This window comes from Microbacterium sp. GQ128 (assembly GCF_059758615.1).
In genome coordinates this window covers 916985-933654 of sequence record NZ_JCAXDY010000001.1, presented here as the reverse complement: position 1 = coordinate 933654, position 16670 = coordinate 916985, and the positions used below count along the sequence as shown (strand labels likewise).

At 69.1% G+C, this 16670-nt stretch carries 18 protein-coding genes; 9 read left to right on the top strand and 9 right to left on the bottom strand.

From position 1 onward, the window contains the following. Positions 1-4 precede the first annotated feature (4 nt). Together AC6CHX_RS04530 and AC6CHX_RS04525 are read right to left on the bottom strand one after the other, a co-directional pair. Complete coding sequence (locus AC6CHX_RS04530) at positions 5-1525, bottom strand: ABC transporter substrate-binding protein (RefSeq protein ID WP_498271784.1); 1521 nt, start codon at positions 1523-1525, stop codon at positions 5-7. A gap of 93 nt (positions 1526-1618) precedes the next feature. Beyond that, on the bottom strand, positions 1619-2545 hold the full coding sequence (locus tag AC6CHX_RS04525) for an alpha/beta fold hydrolase (protein ID WP_498272027.1): 927 nt from the start codon (positions 2543-2545) through the stop codon (positions 1619-1621). Between the two features lie 171 nt (positions 2546-2716). On the opposite strand from AC6CHX_RS04525, the gene AC6CHX_RS04520 reads away from it, so the two are divergent. The 3 genes from AC6CHX_RS04520 (at position 2717) to AC6CHX_RS04510 (ending at position 4448) form a co-directional block, all read left to right on the top strand. Beyond that, on the top strand, positions 2717-3193 hold the full coding sequence (locus AC6CHX_RS04520) for a carboxymuconolactone decarboxylase family protein (protein WP_136043385.1): 477 nt from the start codon (positions 2717-2719) through the stop codon (positions 3191-3193). Further along, entirely contained in the window at positions 3190-3903 is a 714-nt protein-coding gene (locus AC6CHX_RS04515; protein ID WP_498271783.1) for a tyrosine-protein phosphatase, read from the top strand. The genes AC6CHX_RS04520 and AC6CHX_RS04515 overlap by 4 nt, the downstream gene beginning before the upstream one ends. 74 nt (positions 3904-3977) lie before the next feature. After that, entirely contained in the window at positions 3978-4448 is a 471-nt protein-coding gene (locus tag AC6CHX_RS04510; protein ID WP_136043383.1) for an SIP domain-containing protein, read from the top strand. A gap of 16 nt (positions 4449-4464) precedes the next feature. Here the strand turns inward: AC6CHX_RS04510 and AC6CHX_RS04505 are convergent, their stop codons facing one another. The 4 genes from AC6CHX_RS04505 to AC6CHX_RS04490 form a co-directional block, all read right to left on the bottom strand. Further along, on the bottom strand, positions 4465-4908 hold the full coding sequence (locus AC6CHX_RS04505; RefSeq protein ID WP_498271782.1) for a Fe-S oxidoreductase: 444 nt from the start codon (positions 4906-4908) through the stop codon (positions 4465-4467). Next, a complete protein-coding gene (locus tag AC6CHX_RS04500) occupies positions 4905-5708 on the bottom strand; it encodes an arginase family protein (protein WP_498271781.1) in 804 nt (267 codons plus the stop codon). Before AC6CHX_RS04500 ends, AC6CHX_RS04505 begins: the two co-directional genes overlap by 4 nt. 65 nt (positions 5709-5773) lie before the next feature. After that, on the bottom strand, positions 5774-6517 hold the full coding sequence (locus AC6CHX_RS04495) for a PspA/IM30 family protein (protein ID WP_498271780.1): 744 nt from the start codon (positions 6515-6517) through the stop codon (positions 5774-5776). A 58-nt stretch (positions 6518-6575) separates the two neighbouring features. Next, positions 6576-8612 carry a TPM domain-containing protein gene (locus AC6CHX_RS04490; RefSeq protein ID WP_498271779.1) on the bottom strand — a complete coding sequence of 679 codons (2037 nt, stop codon included), beginning with the start codon at positions 8610-8612 and terminating at the stop codon, positions 6576-6578. Between the two features lie 122 nt (positions 8613-8734). Here AC6CHX_RS04490 and AC6CHX_RS04485 point away from each other — a divergent pair, with 122 nt between their 5' ends. The 5 genes from AC6CHX_RS04485 (at position 8735) to AC6CHX_RS04465 (ending at position 12787) form a co-directional block, all read left to right on the top strand. Then, positions 8735-9574 (top strand): DUF3097 domain-containing protein, encoded by an 840-nt coding sequence (locus tag AC6CHX_RS04485; protein ID WP_498271778.1) that lies wholly within the window; start codon positions 8735-8737, stop codon positions 9572-9574. 54 nt (positions 9575-9628) lie between these two features. Further along, the gene (trmB, locus tag AC6CHX_RS04480) at positions 9629-10354 is read left to right on the top strand and encodes a tRNA (guanosine(46)-N7)-methyltransferase TrmB (RefSeq protein WP_498271777.1); all 726 of its coding nucleotides are present in this window, start codon (positions 9629-9631) and stop codon (positions 10352-10354) included. Next, positions 10351-11241, top strand: coding sequence for a CPBP family intramembrane glutamic endopeptidase (locus AC6CHX_RS04475; RefSeq protein ID WP_498271776.1), 891 nt, complete (start codon positions 10351-10353; stop codon positions 11239-11241). Before trmB ends, AC6CHX_RS04475 begins: the two co-directional genes overlap by 4 nt. Before the next feature lie 12 nt (positions 11242-11253). Continuing rightward, positions 11254-11646 carry a DUF1304 domain-containing protein gene (locus AC6CHX_RS04470; RefSeq protein WP_498271775.1) on the top strand — a complete coding sequence of 131 codons (393 nt, stop codon included), beginning with the start codon at positions 11254-11256 and terminating at the stop codon, positions 11644-11646. A gap of 64 nt (positions 11647-11710) precedes the next feature. Then, positions 11711-12787 carry a DNA polymerase IV gene (locus tag AC6CHX_RS04465; RefSeq protein ID WP_498271774.1) on the top strand — a complete coding sequence of 359 codons (1077 nt, stop codon included), beginning with the start codon at positions 11711-11713 and terminating at the stop codon, positions 12785-12787. A 37-nt stretch (positions 12788-12824) separates the two neighbouring features. Here AC6CHX_RS04465 and AC6CHX_RS04460 read toward each other — a convergent pair whose 3' ends face one another. The 3 genes from AC6CHX_RS04460 to AC6CHX_RS04450 are packed head-to-tail and all read right to left on the bottom strand — an operon-like array spanning position 12825 to position 14753. After that, positions 12825-13226 (bottom strand): RidA family protein, encoded by a 402-nt coding sequence (locus AC6CHX_RS04460; RefSeq protein WP_498271773.1) that lies wholly within the window; start codon positions 13224-13226, stop codon positions 12825-12827. A gap of 55 nt (positions 13227-13281) precedes the next feature. Continuing rightward, on the bottom strand, positions 13282-14259 hold the full coding sequence (locus AC6CHX_RS04455) for a zinc-binding dehydrogenase (protein ID WP_498271772.1): 978 nt from the start codon (positions 14257-14259) through the stop codon (positions 13282-13284). A gap of 26 nt (positions 14260-14285) precedes the next feature. Next, the gene (locus AC6CHX_RS04450) at positions 14286-14753 is read right to left on the bottom strand and encodes a MarR family winged helix-turn-helix transcriptional regulator (protein WP_498271771.1); all 468 of its coding nucleotides are present in this window, start codon (positions 14751-14753) and stop codon (positions 14286-14288) included. A gap of 166 nt (positions 14754-14919) precedes the next feature. Between AC6CHX_RS04450 and AC6CHX_RS04445 the strand changes: the two genes are divergently transcribed. After that, on the top strand, positions 14920-16593 hold the full coding sequence (locus AC6CHX_RS04445; RefSeq protein ID WP_498271770.1) for a SulP family inorganic anion transporter: 1674 nt from the start codon (positions 14920-14922) through the stop codon (positions 16591-16593). Positions 16594-16670: the final 77 nt, after the last annotated feature.

The window sequence follows — 16670 nt, the reverse complement described above, 5'->3', positions numbered from 1 at the left end:
CTTGCTACTTCTCTGCGGAGACGGTCACGCCGGCGAGGTTGATCCGGGAGTTGATCGAGTCCTCGGGGAATCCGGCGACGATCGGTGCCACGGCCGTGATGGTCTCGCCGTTGTACAGCCAGTCGGTAGCGTGGTCCTCCGACACGATGCGCGCGGCCTGCGCCAGCAGCTCGGCGGACTTGTCGGGGTCCACCTCGGCCAGAGCCTCGGAGTACAGGTCCTGCACCTCGGCGTTGTCGTAGCCGAAGTAGTAGTCGGGGTTGGCGAAGTTGCCGAAGTCGCGCGGCTCGACGTGCAGCACGAAGCTGAGGTCGTAGTCCTTGTTCGTGTAGACGTCTTCGAGCCAGGTCGGGAACTCGACCGAATTGACGTCGAGGGAGACGCCGACCTTCTTGAAGTCGGAGATCAGCACCTTGGGCACCGTCGTCCCGTAGAACGCGGGGATCGTGAGGGTGAGCTCCAGGTCCTCCTGGCCGGCCTCGGCGAGCAGCTCCTTGGCCTTCTCCGGGTCGTACGAGATCACGTCCGACAGGTCTTCGTAGCCGGGGTCGAGCTCGGGGATCGGACCGAACAGCGTCGTGCCGGCACCGACGGCCTCGATCAGTGCATCGTGGTCGATGGCGAGTCGGAGTGCCTCGCGCACGCGGACGTCGTCGAGCGGCGCCTTCTTGTTGTTGAAGGCCAGAGTGGCTTTGTCGGTGGTGCGACCCTTCGTGAGCGCGAAGTCACCGGAGTCCTCGAGCTGCGGCGCGAGATTGGGATCGACCGCCGTGAGCACATCGACGTCGCCGGCGAGTGCGGCGTTGACGCCGGCCGTGAAGTCGGGGATGTACTGGAATTCGACCTGCGCGACACCGGCCGGGTCTCCCCAGTAGTCGTCGTTGCGGGCGAAGGTGATCGTGCTGCCCTTGTTCCAGCGGGTCAGCGTGAACGGCCCGGTGCCGTTCTCCGCCGACTTCAGGTCGGTGGTGTCGCCGGTCTTGAAGACCAGCCCCGCCGGACCCGTCAGAGCGAACAGGAAGTTCTGGTTCGGCTCGGTGAGCACGATCTGCACCGTGGTGGCATCCGGAGCCGTGATCGACGAGACCGCCGCGAAGTCGGCGTTCCCCTGCACAGTGGCGTCGGTGCGCACGGTCTCGTAGGAGGACACCACGTCGGCGGAGGTGAGCGGGGTGCCGTCGTGGAAGAGGATCCCTTCACCGAGGGTGAACGTGTACGTCAGGCCGTCGTCGGCGACCTCGTAGTCCGAGGCGAGACGCCCTTCGATCTCGTTGTCCTGCGTGCGGGTGACCAGGCCCTCGTAGATGTTGTCGATGAGGATCTGCTCGAGAGCCGCGCCACTGGTGTGCCGGATGTCGAGGTTGGTCGGTTCGAGGACCAGTCCCACGTGCAGGGTCGCGTCGGGGTCGGGCTCGCCGGCGCTCTCGGAAGGGCTGGGCGCGGGGGAGCCGGCGCAGGCGCTGAGGATGACGGCGGTGGCCGCGAGCGCGGAGATCAGCGCGAGACGTCGGGTGCGTCGGAACATGGGGCGATTCCTCTCGGTGCGGCAGTTGCTGTGTGCCGTTGGATCGAGCCTAGAGTTGCGTGGCGGGGGGCGGGTCGGGTGTGGAACGGAACGTCATATTCCGCGAGCGGCGGATGCTGTCGCGATGAGGCCGGCCAGCTCGACCGGGGCAGTCTCCTGCACGTTGTGCGTCGCGTCCAGGGTCACGACGCGGGCTGCGGGCACGCGCTGCTGGAAGTCCGCGGCGTCGGTCTCACTGACGAAACCGCGAGCGGCGCGGACGAGAGTGATCGGGGTGCGGACTCCGGACAGGTCGTCCCATCCGGTCTCGTGCAGGACCGACGGCGCGGTGGCCGAGCCGGGGTCGTGCGCGGCGAGGGCGTGTGCGGCGAGGTGAGCGAAGTGGTGCTTCCACTCCACGCGGCCGTCGGGGCGCACGCGCGTGTTGAGGAACACGCCGCGTTCGGTCTCGGGACGGCTGCCGCCGAAGCCGAGCGACATCGCCTTGTCGACGAGCTCGTCGCGGGAGGCGAAGTCCGTGGGGCCCGCGTAGAACTCGCGCAGCGCCGCCGGTCCGGCGGTGACATCGATCCCGGGGGTGATGTCGACGATCACGAGCTCGGCGACCAGATCCGCTCGGGACGCGGCGAGGGCGGCGCCGGTGAGCCCGCCGAGCGACTGTCCGACGACGACCTGCGGCTGTGAGGTCCAGGCATCGAGGGCTTCGGCGACATCGCGTGCGAGGGTGCGCGGGGTGTAGTCGACGTCGTCCCGCCAGGACGAGTCGCCGTGGCCGGCCAGATCGATCGCGAGCAGCGGCAGCCCGAGCGCGAGAGACGTCGTATCCCACGTGTGCGCGTTCAGGCCCGCGCCGTGCAGGAGTGTGACCTGGGGCGCCTCTCCGCCGAACCGCAGAGCGCTCAGGGAGCGTCCGTCGGAGAGGGGGAGGGTGAGACGCTCCACCTCCGGGAGGGGAACGCCGAGCGCTTCGGCCTGTGCGGGAAGATAGCTGAACTCGCTGATGTCGATCGCCACGTGGATATTCTGCTCCTCCGCGATGACGCAGGAGAAATGCGCGAGCAGTGTGCCAAGTATGTTTCGAGTATTGAGTGTCATTCTGGTGAAACTTTGTCATTGGCTCCTGGCATTGTGCATTCCACGCCATCGAAGCTCGCCGAGACCGTGAGCGCGACCGCCGAATATCATGGAGTCATGAGCGAGACGCGTGTGCACCTGTCCAAGACCGAGCCGACCGCGTATCAGGCGCTCGATGCGTTCTCGAAGACCGTCGGGCAGATCTGCGCCGCGAACGGCATCGACGATCGTCTCAAGGAGATCGTCATGATCCACTGCTCGCAGCTCAACGGCTGCGCGTACTGCGCCCGTATCCACGTCGACCGGGCTGTCGCCGCCGGCATCGACACCGACACGCTCACCCAGATCCCGACCTGGCGCGAGAGCGGCGTGTTCAGCGAGCGGGAGCGCGCGGCGCTCGAACTCGCCGAGGCCTTCACCTTCATCTCCGAGGACGGGGTGTCCGACGAGGTGTACGACCTGGTCGGCAGCGTCTTCACCGAGAAGGAGTACGCGGCTCTCAGCTGGGCATGCGTCTCCATCAACGCGTTCAACCGTGTCGTGATCGCCGGACGCTACCCGGTTCCCCCGCGGACGCCACAGGCTCAGGCATGACGATCCTCGAGGTCGACGGCGTCACCAACGTCCGAGATGTCGGCGGCATGCCGGCGGCGGGCGGCCGGATCCGCGCGGGTGTCCTGTTGCGGTCAGGCCAGCTCTCCGGGGCCACGACCAGAGGAGCGGCCGCGCTCCGCGCGAAGGTGCAGCACATCGTCGACCTCCGCGACGGCGAGGAGGTGGCAGCCGAGCCCACCGAGATCGAGGGGCCGGACACCACGCATCTCCCGCTGTTCCTGGGGTCGGTCCGTTCGTTCTTCGAAGCCGACACGAGCCTCGACGACCTCTATCTGCATCTGCTCGAGGAGAGTGGCGAGCGGCTGGTCGAGGCCATCCGCATCATCGCTGTGGGGGAGCCCACTTTGGTGCACTGCACGGTCGGGAAAGATCGCACCGGGGTGACAGTGGCGCTCGCGCTCTCCGCCGTCGGAGCTGATCGCGAAGCCGTGATCGCCGACTATGCGCTCACGGAATCGCAGCTGCCGGCGGAGCGCTCGCGGCGCATCGCCGCGTATCTGCGCGCCGAGCACCCCGAAGCGGTGCACGCGGTGGCTCTCGCGACGCAGTCACCCGCTTCGGTGATGCGGAGCCTGTTGCAGCAGGTCGATGAGCGCTGGGGTTCCGCGGCGGGCTACCTGCGGGCCAACGGGATGGCCGAGGCAGAGCTCGACGCGTTGAGGTCCGCGCTCGTCGAGCCGGTGGAGTAGCCCGCGTCACGCCCGCCGGTTCCTCGCGCGACCAAGGTTAGGCAAGCCTTCACTTGGTGTACGATGAGAGCATCATGAACACCTCGCTCGAGACTCGAAGCACGCGCGCAGCACGCCGCGCGGCACGTCAGCGCGCGCACCATCTGGTGACGGCGGACGAACAGTCCCTCACCGAGCTCGAGGTGTTCCTCACGACGCTGCCGCTGTGCGCGTCAGGACGCATCTTCATCGAGGTGCCCTCGGTCGCCGACATCGGCGTGATCGAGGCTCCGGGACGGATGACGGTCACGTGGCTCGCTCGCGAGCAGCGCTCCGGTGCTCCCGGCAGCGGTCGTGCCTGTGCCCCCGGTCAGGCCCTGGCACGTGCGACCTGCGCGTGGGCCGACGAGATGATGTGCGACGACGAGATCGAGACGCGTGTCACGCTGCTCGGCGGCTACCTCGGCACCGCCGACATCGTCGAGCACCTGACGAGCGCGCTGGAGATCTCGCCCGCGCTCATCCACGCGCCCGAGCGCTTCGGCCTGCTTCCCGCCGACCGCTGATCACGCGAGCGCGGCGTCAGCGAGACCGGCGCACGTAGTTGCCGTCTTCCAGCCCCGCCTCGATCTCGAAGCGGTTGCGCAGCGGATCCCGGCCGGCGAACAGATACAGCACGGGCATCAGGAAGCCGTAGCGGAGCCACTGCTCTTTGTGCACGGCTTCGTGACGCAGGACGGCATCGCTCGGGCGGGCGTCACCGGTGAGGAAGCACCCGCCGACGCACACTCCACCGCGATTGAAGGTCCACGTCGGCATACCCCGGAAGATCCACAGCCCGGCCCGCCGCTCGACGGGTCCGGTGCTCCACAACGAGCCCCAGAGCCAGCCGACGGCCGTACCCCAGGCATAACCGAGGCGACTGATCGGCGAACGCAGGAGGAACGCGGGGACCCGGCGATCGAAGCGCCGCCCGCGGACCAGCGCTTCGTCGGCGGCAGGGCGCCAGTCCGCAACCGTGCTCATGCGACGGCTCCGACCAACCGGAGCAGCGCTCCGAGGTCGTCGACCGCGTCGGCGGGTGTCCGGGGAGCGAAGCCGGCGATCGTCGCACCGGCCAGCGGGATCTCGGTGCGCAGCGCGCGGATGGCGGTGCTCAGCGCCGCAGGAGAGAGCCCGAACGGCACGGAGGACGAGACTCCGGCGAAGTCGGAGGGGTCGAGCACGTCCACGTCGATGTGGACCCAGACCCGTGATGCCCCGGTCGCTCTGACCGCGTCGAGTAGCGCATCGGGACGTTCGAGGTCGTCGACGGAGAGGTTCGTCAGGCCCTCGAGAGGGGCGACCTCGGCGTCATCGAGATTGCGCACGCCCACGGTGACCACCCGGTCGGCGGAGATCGCGGGGGAGAGGACGAGCTGCTCCTCGCCCTCGCCGAGCAGGGCGCGCAACGCCATTCCGGAGAACGCTCCGGAAGGAGAGGTCTCCGGAGTGTGCAGGTCGGCATGGGCGTCGCACCACACGACCGCGAGGTCATCCGTGCCACCCGGGAGGGCACCGATCGCGGCGACGGTGACGCTGCAGTCACCGCCGATCACGACCGTGTCCGCGTCGATGTGTCCGTGCGTGAGCTCGCGTGTGCGGATGAGCGCGCTGAGGCGGCGGACCCCGGTGCCGAGGGACTCGCCGGCCTCGACCGGAACCTCCAGCGTGGTCGTCGCCGCCCGGGGGAGGTCTCCGGCGATGGCCCCGGCACCGTCGACGAGGAGCATCGCGCGCGGTGCGGGTGAGCCCTGCCACTGCGGGATGACGAGGAATCGCACCATGGGTGCCTCCCAGAAGACGAGCGCGGATGCCCCGGGCGCACGGCCCGGGACATCCGCTGGTGGTGTCAGTTGCCTTCGATGGCCTGGCGGGGAGCGCTGCCGCCGGCCTTGAGCTCAGCCAGACGTGCCTCGACCTCGGTCAGCTCGCCGAGGTCTTCGAGGCTCTCGAACTGTGCGTCGAGGCTCGACGCCGCAAGCTCGATCTTGCCCTGGGCGATGGCCTCCTGGCGGCGGACCTTGTCTTCGAACCGACCCAGCTCGCTGGTGGGGTCGAGCACGTTGATCGAGCCCACAGCGTCCTGCACCTTGGTCTGCGCCTCGGCGACCTTGGCGCGCGCGAGAAGCTCGCTGCGCTTGTTCTTCAGCTCGACGAGCTTGTCCTTCATGCCGTTGAGGCCGCTCTTGAGCTTGTCGACGATCTCGGTCTGCGCCGCGATCTGCGGCTCGGCACCGGTCGCCTCGCGCTCAGCGCTGATCTGGCGCTGCAGGGCGATCTTGGCGAGGTTGTCGAACTTGTCGGCATCGGCGGCGTCGCCGCTCTTGCGCATCTCGTCGGCCTTGCGGCTGGCGGCGAGGGCCTTGTTGCCCCACTCGGTCGCGGCCTGGACGTCTTCCTCGTGGTCACGCTCGAGGAGACGCAGGTTGCCGATGGTCTCGGCGATCGCGGACTCGGCGTCGGCGATGCTGTTCGTGTAGTCGCGAACGAGCTGGTCGATCATCTTCTGCGGGTCTTCCGCGGAGTCCAGGAGGGAGTTGATGTTCGCGCGGACGAGGGTCGAGATACGTCCGAAGATGGACTGCTTGGTCATGCGTGATTCCTTTCAGAGGGCGTCTTCGAGAGCTTGGCGTATGTGTCTGTGTGGGGGATCAGAAGCGTCTACCTCCGGATCGACCGCTGCGGCCGCCGCCGCGGGATCCTCCGCCGCCGAAACCGGAGCTGCGGAAACCCCCGCCCCCGGAGGAGCGCCAGCCGCTGCTGCCGCTCCGGCGTGATGAGCCGCCGCCGCCACCGGCGAGGAGCCCGCCGATGATGCCGCCGAGGATGTCGCCGCCGATTCCGGAGCCGCCGGAGGAAGAACCGCCGCCGAACGGGCTGCCCCAGCCGCTGTCGTAGCCGGGAGGGTTGTATGCCTGGACGTCGGCTTGCGCGGCGGACGTGGCCTGGTCGGCGAGAGCGAGTGCGCGGTTGGCCTCGGCCAGAGCCGCCTCCGGGTCGGTGGCGCGGAGGTTCAGGGTCTGCGTGAGGCTGGCCTCGGCGTTCGCGAGCCGGGTTCGTGCGGTCGAACCGACCGTGCCGCGGCGGGTCTCGATGAACTCGCGCGCCGCGCGGATCTCGGAATTCGCCTGCGTGAGCGTCTGCTCGAGCATCTGCTGCACGCGGCGGGAGCGCTCGACGCCTTCTCTGCCCTGGGCGATGGCCGCATCGATCTGCGCGTTCGCAGCGCTGAGCGCCTCGAGCACCCGCTGCGGATTGCGCTTCGTGCTCGCGAGGTCGGCCTGCGCCAGCTGCAGCTGCTGCGCGGTTGCAGAGGAAGCCGCCGCGATCGCGCCGGTCGCGTCGGGCAGTTGCTGTGCCGCGGCGAGGTCGGCCTGCAGCTCGGTGACGAGTGCCTGCGACTGGGTCTCGATCGCGGCCAGCTCGGCGCCCAGGGTCGAGACCGCCTGGGCGAGCTGGGCGGCCTGTGCGACCGACTGCTCGGCCGTGCGGATCGCGAAGGCGGCCTCACCGGAGCGGCCCGCCGCGATCGCCTGCGCGGCCGCCTCGATCGAGCGGTCGGCCAGGTCGGCGCGCTCCTGAGCCTGCGCGGGATTGTCGGCAACCGTCGTGAGGGCCGCCGGGTCGTACGTCGCCGACAGCGTGGACAGCGCCGGCGCGGCGGAGGCGAGGACCGGGTTCAGTGCCGCGCGTTCACCGCGGACCCTCTCGAGTTCCTGCGGTGCGTTCTCCTCGAGCTTTCGGAGCGCGTCGAACGCCTCGGTGTTGTCGTCGAGCAGGTCATCGATCTCTTCGGCGATCCGGATGATGCGGATGTGCCAGGCCCGGCGATCATGGATCGTGTCCTCGATCTCGTCGTCGAGCTTCTGCTTGAGGTCGAACGCCTCGGCGATCTTGGTCTTCGCCGCGTCGACGACGCGAGTGAACTCCTCGGTGGCGCCCTCGCCGAACTGCGCGACCGCGAAGCCGAGCTCCTCTTTGCTCGAGGTGATGGCGTCATCGGCCTGCACGAGTGCGAGTCCTGCCTGCGTTTCGACCTGCTCGTCGGTGAGGGTGGAGAACGGATCGGCGGGGTCGGGTGTCTCCGGCATCGCGCCGCGCTTGCGGATCTCGGCGTTGCGCCGCGCGCGTCGCACCAGCGCGATGACGAGCCAGACGAGGAGAGCGGCGGCGATGACCGCCACGACGATCAGCACGGTGCGCAGCGCCCCCGCGCCACCGTCTCCCTGGATCTCGTCGGCGGCGAGAGTGATCGCGCCGACCCAGTCGCCGTCGGCGGCGAATGGAACCATCTTGTCTTCGATCGTGTCGAGCTGGTCGAAGCTCACCGGCCCGTCGGGCGCTGCCGAGATGTAGTAGCTGCGGCCGTCCACGGCGATCGCGAGCAGGTACTGCTCGCTGCCGAGGTTGTTGCTGTCGGCGACGGTGTCGGCCCATTTGACGTTGTCGCTCGGGTTGGTGAAGTCGTCCACGAGCACCACGAACAGATCGGCGTTCGAGTTGGCGGTCAGCTCCTCGAGCCGGGCCTCGACCGTGGCTTCCTCATCGGCGCTGAGCACGTCGGCCTGGTCGGTGACGTATCCGGAATCGAGAGTGAGCGGATCGGTGGCGGACGCGGCGGACGCGGTGAACGCTCCTGCCACGGCGGCCAGCGCGAGTGCGGCCAGCGTGAGCCACCGTTTCGTCATCGTGTTCCCTCCGACCGGCAGCCGAGCCCCATGCCATGAGTCTATGCACAGAGCCCGACACGCGACAGCACCAGCGGCGGGTTCGCCGTTCGCCCTCAGCGGAGGCACATACGCTGGAAGGCATGGACGACATGTACGGTTCGGATGTGCTGGCGGCGGGCTGGCGCGACCGCGGCGCGAAGAAGGTGCCGCAGGTCGCGGCGGAGGCGGATCTGGTCGTCGAGGTCGCGGATGACGGCTTCTGCGGAGCCGTCACCCGCGTGCAGGGCGGCAACGTCGAGCTGGAGGACCGCATCGGCCGCCGACGGCTGTTCCCGCTCGGCGGCGGCTTCCTCATCGACGGAGCTCCGGTGCGCCTCGTCGTTCCAGCCGCGAAGGAACAGGGACCGCGTCGCACGGCATCCGGATCGTTCGTCGTCGCCGACCAGCGGGCGCGCGTCGCCCTGCCCAGCCGCATCCTCGTCGAGGGTCGGCACGATGCCGAGCTGGTGGAGAAGGTCTGGGGCGCCGATCTGCGTGTCGAGGGTGTGGTCGTCGAGTTCCTGCAGGGCGTCGATCTGCTCGATGATCTGCTGACCGCCGAGCCTCCCAGTGCCACCCGCCGGTACGGCGTGCTCGTCGACCACCTCGTGCCGGGTTCCAAGGAGACCAGGATCGCGCAGGCCATCGCGCGCGGGCCGCACGGTCGACACCTCCGCATCGTCGGACACCCGTTCATCGATGTCTGGCAGTGCGTCACCCCACGCGCCCTCGGCATCACGAAGTGGCCGGAGATCCCGCGCGGCATCGAATGGAAGGTCGGGATCTGCCGTGCCTTCGGGTGGCCCCACGAGACGCAGGCGGACATCGCTCGCGCGTGGCAGCACATCCTCTCGAAGGTGACCACGTATAGGGACCTGGAGCCTGCGCTGCTCGGCCGCGTGGAGGAGCTCATCGACTTCGTCACGGCACCGGCGGGCTGAACGCCGCCACCAGGGACGCAGGGAGCGCGGGGCGCCGACGACTACCCTGGAATCATGCCCGAACCCCGTACCTTCCGAAACGAGCCGGTGTCGTTCGTACGCCGCAGCGGCCGGATGTCCGAGGCGCAGGAGCGCGCCTTCACCGAGCTCGGCCCGCACTATCTGCTCGACGTCCCGCGCGACGTCGCCTGGACCTCGGTGCACCCGGAGGCCCGCCTCGACCCGGTGACCGAGTACGGCCGTGCCGCCGACCTCTACGTGGAGATCGGCTCCGGGCAAGGGCACGCGATCGTCGCGGCGGCCTCCTCCCGTCCGGATGACGACTTCCTCGCCGTCGAGGTGTTCCGCGCCGGCCTCGCCCGGACGATGCTCGATGCCGACAGGGAGGGCGCCCGCAACGTGCGCGTCGTCGAGGCGAACGCACCGGAGGTGCTCTCTTCGTACCTTCCCGAGGCCGCGGCGCGCGAGGTCTGGATCTTCTTCCCCGACCCGTGGCACAAGAAGAAGCACACCAAGCGACGCCTGGTGCGGCCCGGATTCGGCGACACCGCGGCGAGGGCTCTGAAGGACGGCGGTCTGCTGCGGCTCGCGACGGACTGGGAGGACTACGCGCTGCAGATGCGTGAGGTGCTCGACGCCGAGCCGCTGTTCGAGCGTGCGTTCGAGGGGAAATGGGCCGAGCGCTTCGACGGCCGGGTGATGACCGCGTTCGAGCGCAAGGGCATCGCGAAGGGGCGCGACATCCGCGATCTGGTCTACCGGCGCAGGGCGCGCCCGTGACCGAGGTGAGGCGCGAGACGAGGCTGGGCCTCGGCATCGTGCCGGCGTTGCTCGTGTGCGCCGCCGCGCCGGCGTTCTTCGTGCTGGAGATCCCGTGGCTGGGCTGGGTGCTGCTCGCGCTGGGGATCGTGATCGCCTGGTTGCTCGAACGCGGCCGTCCGGCGGAGGACCAGGTCGTCAGCATGGGGGCACGGCGAGAGACCGCGAAGGTGATCGGCGTGCACCGACCGCCATCGCTCACGAGGGACCTCTCGCTGATCGCCGTGGGCCTGCTGATCGTCAGCATCATCCCGCTGGCCGCCGAACTCGACAACCTCGCGATGCTGCGCTTCACGCTCGCGCTGGGCGGTGCGGTCGCGGTGCCCTACGTCATCTCCCGGTTCGTCTACCGGGACAGGGCCATCAGCTTCCCGTGGCGCACGCACCGGCGATGGGGTCGCCTGCAGTGGGGATGGCTCGTGGCGGTGCTGATCCTGGGGTGGCTGATCCTGCCCTTCTACTTCATCACCAGCGGGGTGTACCAGAACTGGCCGGTGGTGGACACTCCCGAGCTCATCGCCCGGCTCTTCGTCGGCGTGGGCGCCGTGGGCATCTGGGACGAGCTGTTCTTCATCTGCACGGTGTTCGCGCTGCTGCGACGCCACTTCCCGAACCTGGTCGCGAACCTGCTGCAGGCGATCGTGTTCGTCTCGTTCCTCTGGGAGCTCGGATACCGCGAGTGGGGTCCGCTGCTGACGATTCCGTTCGCGCTGCTGCAGGGTTACATCTTCCTGCGCACGCACTCGCTCGCCTACGTCGTCACCGTCCACCTGCTGTTCGATGCCGTGGTGTTCGCCGTGCTCGTGCACGCGCACAACCCCGGCCTCCTGCCGATCTTCCTCGTCTGACAGAATCAGTACATGCTCATCGTCGGTCTCGTCCTCGCTGCAGCAGCCGCTGCGTTCCACGTGTTCATCTTCGCGCTCGAGTCGCTGCGGTGGACCGATCCGGAGACGAGGAAGATCTTCGGTGTCGCCAGCGAGGCGGACGCCGTCACCATGAAGCAGCTCGCCTTCAACCAGGGCTTCTACAACCTCTTCCTGGCGCTGACGACCCTGCTCGGCATCGGCCTCGTGATCGTCGGATCGGAGACCGTCGGACTCACGCTGGTGTTCGCCGGCACCGCGATGATGCTCGCCGCCGCACTCGTGCTCATCCTCTCGGACCGTACGAAGGCGCGTGCCGCCGTGATGCAGGGGACGCTCCCGCTGCTGGCCGTGGTGGGCACAGCGATCGGTGTCGCGATCGGCTGAGCGCCGACCGGCCGGATGCGCGTCGCGGGGTGACAGGCTGGTCCGCAACCGTCACACTCGTTGCATGGCCGACTGGGTACTGCACGTGGACATGGATCAGTTCATCGCCGCGGTAGAGGTGCTGCGCAGACCCGAACTCGCCGGACGCCCGGTGATCGTGGGCGGACGCGGTGACCCCACGGAGCGCGCGGTCGTGTCGACCGCCTCCTACGAAGCGCGCGCCTACGGCATCGGCTCCGGTATGCCGCTCAAGATCGCGGCGCGCAAAGCTCCGGAGAACGCCGTCTTCCTGCCCGTGGATCAGGAGGCCTATGCGGTCGCGTCCGGGGAGGTGATGGCTGCGCTCCGGTCGCTGCCGGACGTGGTGCTCGAGGTCATCGGGTGGGACGAGTGCTTCCTCGGGGTGACGACGGATGACCCGGAGCGGGTCGCGAGCGCGGCACAGGCAGCCGTGCTGGCCGCGACCGAGCTGCACTGCTCGGTGGGCATCGGGGACAACAAGGTGCGCGCGAAGATCGCGACCGAGTTCGGTAAACCACGGGGTGTGTTCCGGCTGACGGCCGAGAACTGGTTCGAGGTCATGGGCGACAAACCGACCCGCGATCTCTGGGGAGTCGGCTCGAAGGTGCAGAAGCGACTGGCTGGCCACGGGATCGAGACGGTCCGAGAGCTCGCGGACGCCGATGAGCAGACGCTCGTCGCGGAGTTCGGCCCGCGGATGGGCGTCTGGTATCACGGGCTCGGCTCGGGGCTCGGACCGAGCGTCGTCGATGACACTCCGTGGGTCGCGCGCAGCCACAGCCGCGAGACGACCTATCAGCAGAACCTCACGACGGCCGAGCAGGTCACCGCTGCCGTCCGGGAGCTGGCCGTCCAGGCGTTCGACGACTGCGCCGCCGAAGGCCGGCCCGTCGTCCGGGCGCACCTCAAGGTGCGATACGCCCCCTTCGAGACGAAGACCTTCGGTCGCAAACTCTCCGGGCCGACGAACGATCGCGAGGAGTTCGTGGCGGCCGCCCTCGCGCTCGCCGAGACGCTCGACGCCGAGCGAGAGGTTCGCCTTCTCGGCGTGCGGGCCGAGATGACGATGCCGGACGAGGGCGACGCTGCGGAGCGGACGCCGGTTCGCGGCCGGATCTGAGCCTCGCGAATGCACCGGACGCGGGCCCGCGCTGGGATCACTCGCGGATGACGGCAGCCACAGCGCTGACCTCGATGAGCGCTCCGGGAACTCCGAGACCGGCCACGATCGCAGCGGTGACCAGGGGCGGTGCGCCCTCGCGCGCGAGCTTCGAGGCGACGGCTCCGTAGGCCGCGCGCAGGTCGGCGTCCTGATGGATCAAGACCGTCCAGCTGATCACATCGTCGAGTCCTGCGCCGGCGGACTCGAGGGCGATGCGGGCGTTCTCGACGGCGCGCAGCGATTGCTCGCCGGCATCTGCAGAGACGACCGCTCCGGTGGAGTCGACGCCGTTCTGGCCGCCGACGTAGATCGTGGTCGCGCCCGGGGGCACGACGGCGACGTGGCTGAATGCGGGGCTGACGACGAGGCCCTCAGGGCTGGCGAGTGTGATCTCCATGCCCATACTCTGCACCGGGGCTCCGACATGCGGAACCCCGGTGTCGAGGAGCGGATCAGAAGCGCAGAAGCACCTTGCCGATGCGACCGGCGGTGTTGCTCGCCTGCACGGCCGCGCCGATGTCGGCGGCGTCGAAGACGCCGGCCACGGGAAGGGTCACGGTGCCGTCGGTGACGCGCTGGACGAGCTCTCCGAACAGCTCGCCCCGCGTGCCGGGGTCGAGGCTGGGCATGACCTTGCTGCCCCAGAAGCCCTTGACCGTGGCCTGCTTGAAGATGACGTCGGACGAGGCGATCTCCATGACGGGGGAGTCCATCGCTCCGAAGGCCACGAGTGTGCCGCCCTCGGCGAGGAGCGAGAGCACGTCGCCGGCCGAAGAGCCGCCGACCGAGTCGACGCCCGCCACGATCGGCGCGCCACCGGTGAGGCGTGCGACCTGCTCCCGCCAGTCGTCCTGATCCGTGGCGACGACGCCTTCGATACCCTGCGTGCGGAGCTCGTCGACGCCCGCGGTGCGGCGGACGAGCCCGACGACGTTGATGCCGCGTGCGGCACCGAGCTGCGCGAGCATCCGGCCCACGGCACCGTTCGCCGCGTTCTGAACGATCCATTCGCCCGGCTTTACGTCGAGGAAGCGCAGCAGGGTGATGGTGCTGAACGGCATCGAGACCAGCTGCGCGGCGTCTTCATCGGAGAGCGCGTCGGGCACGGGGATCAGACCGGCGGCGTTCGCGAGGAAGTACTCGGACCACGCACCGAAAGTGCCACCCGTCGCGACGCGCTGACCGACGGTCAGGTGTTCGACGCCCGAGCCGAGGGCGTCGACGACACCGAGCGCCTCGGTGCCCGACGCGGCGGGGAGTTCGGGCTTGAACCCGTAGGTGCCGCGGACGGTCCACAGATCGTGGTTGTGGATGGGGGAGAGGACCGTCCGCAGACGAACCTGCCCGGCTCCGGGCTCCGGCAGGGGGCGGTCTTCGATCCGGAGGACCTGCTCGGGATCGCCGAACGTCTGGTGGATGAGTGCGCGCATGTTCTTTCCGTTCTGGGTGGAGGGATTCAGTGGGTGTCGTCCGCGGGTGCAGGCGCGGCGAGGTCGGCTGTGAGGCGCTGGAGGCGTTCGGTGATGTCGTGCAATTCGCTGATGAGCTCGCGGCGACGCTCGTCGTCGCTCAGCCCGGCGGCTTCGGCGACCACGCTGTGGATCGGGGCGACTTCGGTGCGAAGCGCCTGCGCGCGCGCTGTGAGCTGCACGGTCACGACCCGTTCGTCGGCCTCGCCGCGGACCCGAGTGACGAGGCCGGCCTGTTCCAGCCGACGGACGAGGGGGGAGAGCGTGCCGGAGTCGAGGTGCATCAGTGCGCCGAGCGAGCCGATCGTCTGCTCGCCTTCGATCCACAGTGCGGCCAGAACCAGGTACTGCGGGTAGGTCAGCCCCCAGGGAGCCAACAGGGCGCGGTACGCCTGCGTGGTCGCCCGCGAAGCGGAGTACAGCGAGAAGCACACCATCTCATCCGTCATGACCATCTATCGAGTATCGCACGCAATTAAGTTGTGCACAACTTAAGTGGATCATGAGTGTCGTCGGAACGGACCGGGTGGCCGGCCACCCCGGCCGGGTGAGATGCGCCGCACGGCGAGACCCGCCCGCAGTACGCTCGGCCAGACGACCATTCTGAAGCGGGGGAACGCAGTGACCAGACCGACCTGGCTGTTCAACACACTTGCGGGCTATCGGAGCAAGTGGATCGTGCGAGACGTGATCGCCGGACTCTCCGCGGGCGCGGTGGTGATCCCGCAGGCGATGGCGTACGCGACCATCGCGAACCTTCCGGTTCAGGTCGGGTTATACACCTGCATCGTGCCGATGCTCGTCTACGCGTGCCTCGGCGGCAGCCGGGCTATGAGTGTCTCGACGACCTCGACGATCGCGACCCTCACGGCGACGACCCTCGTGTCCGCGGGGATCGCCGCCGGCGCGGAGGACGCGATCGGCTCACTGATGATGCTGACGCTGCTGGTCGGGGTGATCCTGCTCCTCGCCCGGCTCTGCCGACTCGGCTCCCTCGTCGAGAACATCAGCGGCGCCACCGTGCTCGGTCTCAAGATCGGCGTCGGAGCGACGGTGGCCGTCGGGCAGCTACCGAAGTTGCTGGGCGAGACCGACAATTTCTCGGGGCACGGGTTCTTCCGATCGTTGGCCGCCGTCGGGGAGGCGTTCGGCAGTGTCAACTGGCCGACAGCCGCGCTGTCGGCAGGCTCGGTGGTGCTGCTGGTCGTCCTGAAGCGCTGGGCGCCGAAGGCCCCCGGCACCCTCGTCGTCGTGGTCGGGGGCATTCTCCTGGTCTGGCTCGGCGGCATCGACCGACTCGGCGTGGGTCTCATCGCCGCCGTTCCGAGCGGCCTGCCCGTTCCCGGACTGCCCGACCTGACACAGGCGACGGCGCTCGTTCCCGGCGCCCTCGCGATCGCGGTGATGGCGTTCCTCGAGTCCGCGGCGGTCGCTCGGAGCCTTCGCACCGCGGCCGAACCGCAGATCGACAGTGACCAGGAGCTCTTCGCGACCGGTGCGGCGAACGCGATCGGCTCCGTCTTCGGCACCATGCCTGCGGCGGGCGGGTTCTCGCAGAGCGCGGTCAATCAGAGCGCCGGGGCACGTTCCCAGATCGCGACTGTCGTCACGGTCGTGCTCGCCGTGCTGGTCGCCCTGTTCCTCGGGCCGGTGCTCAGCCTGATGCCCGAAGCCACTCTGGCCGCGATGGTCTTCGTCGCCGTCGCGGGCCTCATCAACATCCCGGAGCTGGTGCGCTGGGCCCGCATCAGTCGGATGGACTTCTGGATCGCGCTCTCGGTCGCGATCATCGGACTCACAGCAGGACTGCTGTCGGCCGTGGCCGTCGGAGTCGTGGTGACGCTGATCCTCGTGTTGCGTGAAGCGAACATCCCGAAGATCCGCGTGGTGGGACAGATCGGCGGGGTGCTCGGCGTCCACTTGGAGCGAGGGCTGTACACCGCGAACGCGCTGGTCAATGAGCGCAGGCTCCTCGAGATCGTCGACGGCGAGGAGGAGGCGATCGCCGCCCTCGTGCTCGGGATGAGGCAGCAGGACGTCATGACGATCACCGTGCTCGAGGCGCTCGAGGACCTCGACCGCGAGCTCTCCCAGCGCAACACGACGCTCCACCTGGCGGCTCTCCCCGCCCCGGCGGCAGAAGTCGCCGGGCGCACGGCGTGGTTCACCGCCCTGCGGTCCGTCGGCCGCGTGCATGACACGGTTCGGGAAGGGATGGATGTGGCCATCGCCGCCCGCCGCGCAGAAGCGCCGGGAGGCGCCGTTCACCCTGGTGAAGTCGACGAAGCGCGCTGACGGCCGGTCGAGCCGTGCCTAGGCTGGGCCGCGAGGGTGCGCGGCGCAGGCCGCCGTCGACATGGGCGAACAGGGGG

Coding starts and splice junctions, on each gene's coding strand:
- AC6CHX_RS04530 (WP_498271784.1), bottom strand. CDS start 1,525: ATGTTCCGACGCACCCGACGTCTCGCGCTGATCTCCGCGCTCGCGGCC.
- AC6CHX_RS04520 (WP_136043385.1), top strand. CDS start 2,717: ATGAGCGAGACGCGTGTGCACCTGTCCAAGACCGAGCCGACCGCGTAT.
- AC6CHX_RS04515 (WP_498271783.1), top strand. CDS start 3,190: ATGACGATCCTCGAGGTCGACGGCGTCACCAACGTCCGAGATGTCGGC.
- AC6CHX_RS04510 (WP_136043383.1), top strand. CDS start 3,978: ATGAACACCTCGCTCGAGACTCGAAGCACGCGCGCAGCACGCCGCGCG.
- AC6CHX_RS04505 (WP_498271782.1), bottom strand. CDS start 4,908: ATGAGCACGGTTGCGGACTGGCGCCCTGCCGCCGACGAAGCGCTGGTC.
- AC6CHX_RS04500 (WP_498271781.1), bottom strand. CDS start 5,708: ATGGTGCGATTCCTCGTCATCCCGCAGTGGCAGGGCTCACCCGCACCG.
- AC6CHX_RS04495 (WP_498271780.1), bottom strand. CDS start 6,517: ATGACCAAGCAGTCCATCTTCGGACGTATCTCGACCCTCGTCCGCGCG.
- AC6CHX_RS04490 (WP_498271779.1), bottom strand. CDS start 8,612: ATGACGAAACGGTGGCTCACGCTGGCCGCACTCGCGCTGGCCGCCGTG.
- AC6CHX_RS04485 (WP_498271778.1), top strand. CDS start 8,735: ATGGACGACATGTACGGTTCGGATGTGCTGGCGGCGGGCTGGCGCGAC.
- trmB (WP_498271777.1), top strand. CDS start 9,629: ATGCCCGAACCCCGTACCTTCCGAAACGAGCCGGTGTCGTTCGTACGC.
- AC6CHX_RS04470 (WP_498271775.1), top strand. CDS start 11,254: ATGCTCATCGTCGGTCTCGTCCTCGCTGCAGCAGCCGCTGCGTTCCAC.
- AC6CHX_RS04465 (WP_498271774.1), top strand. CDS start 11,711: ATGGCCGACTGGGTACTGCACGTGGACATGGATCAGTTCATCGCCGCG.
- AC6CHX_RS04460 (WP_498271773.1), bottom strand. CDS start 13,226: ATGGAGATCACACTCGCCAGCCCTGAGGGCCTCGTCGTCAGCCCCGCA.
- AC6CHX_RS04455 (WP_498271772.1), bottom strand. CDS start 14,259: ATGCGCGCACTCATCCACCAGACGTTCGGCGATCCCGAGCAGGTCCTC.
- AC6CHX_RS04450 (WP_498271771.1), bottom strand. CDS start 14,753: ATGGTCATGACGGATGAGATGGTGTGCTTCTCGCTGTACTCCGCTTCG.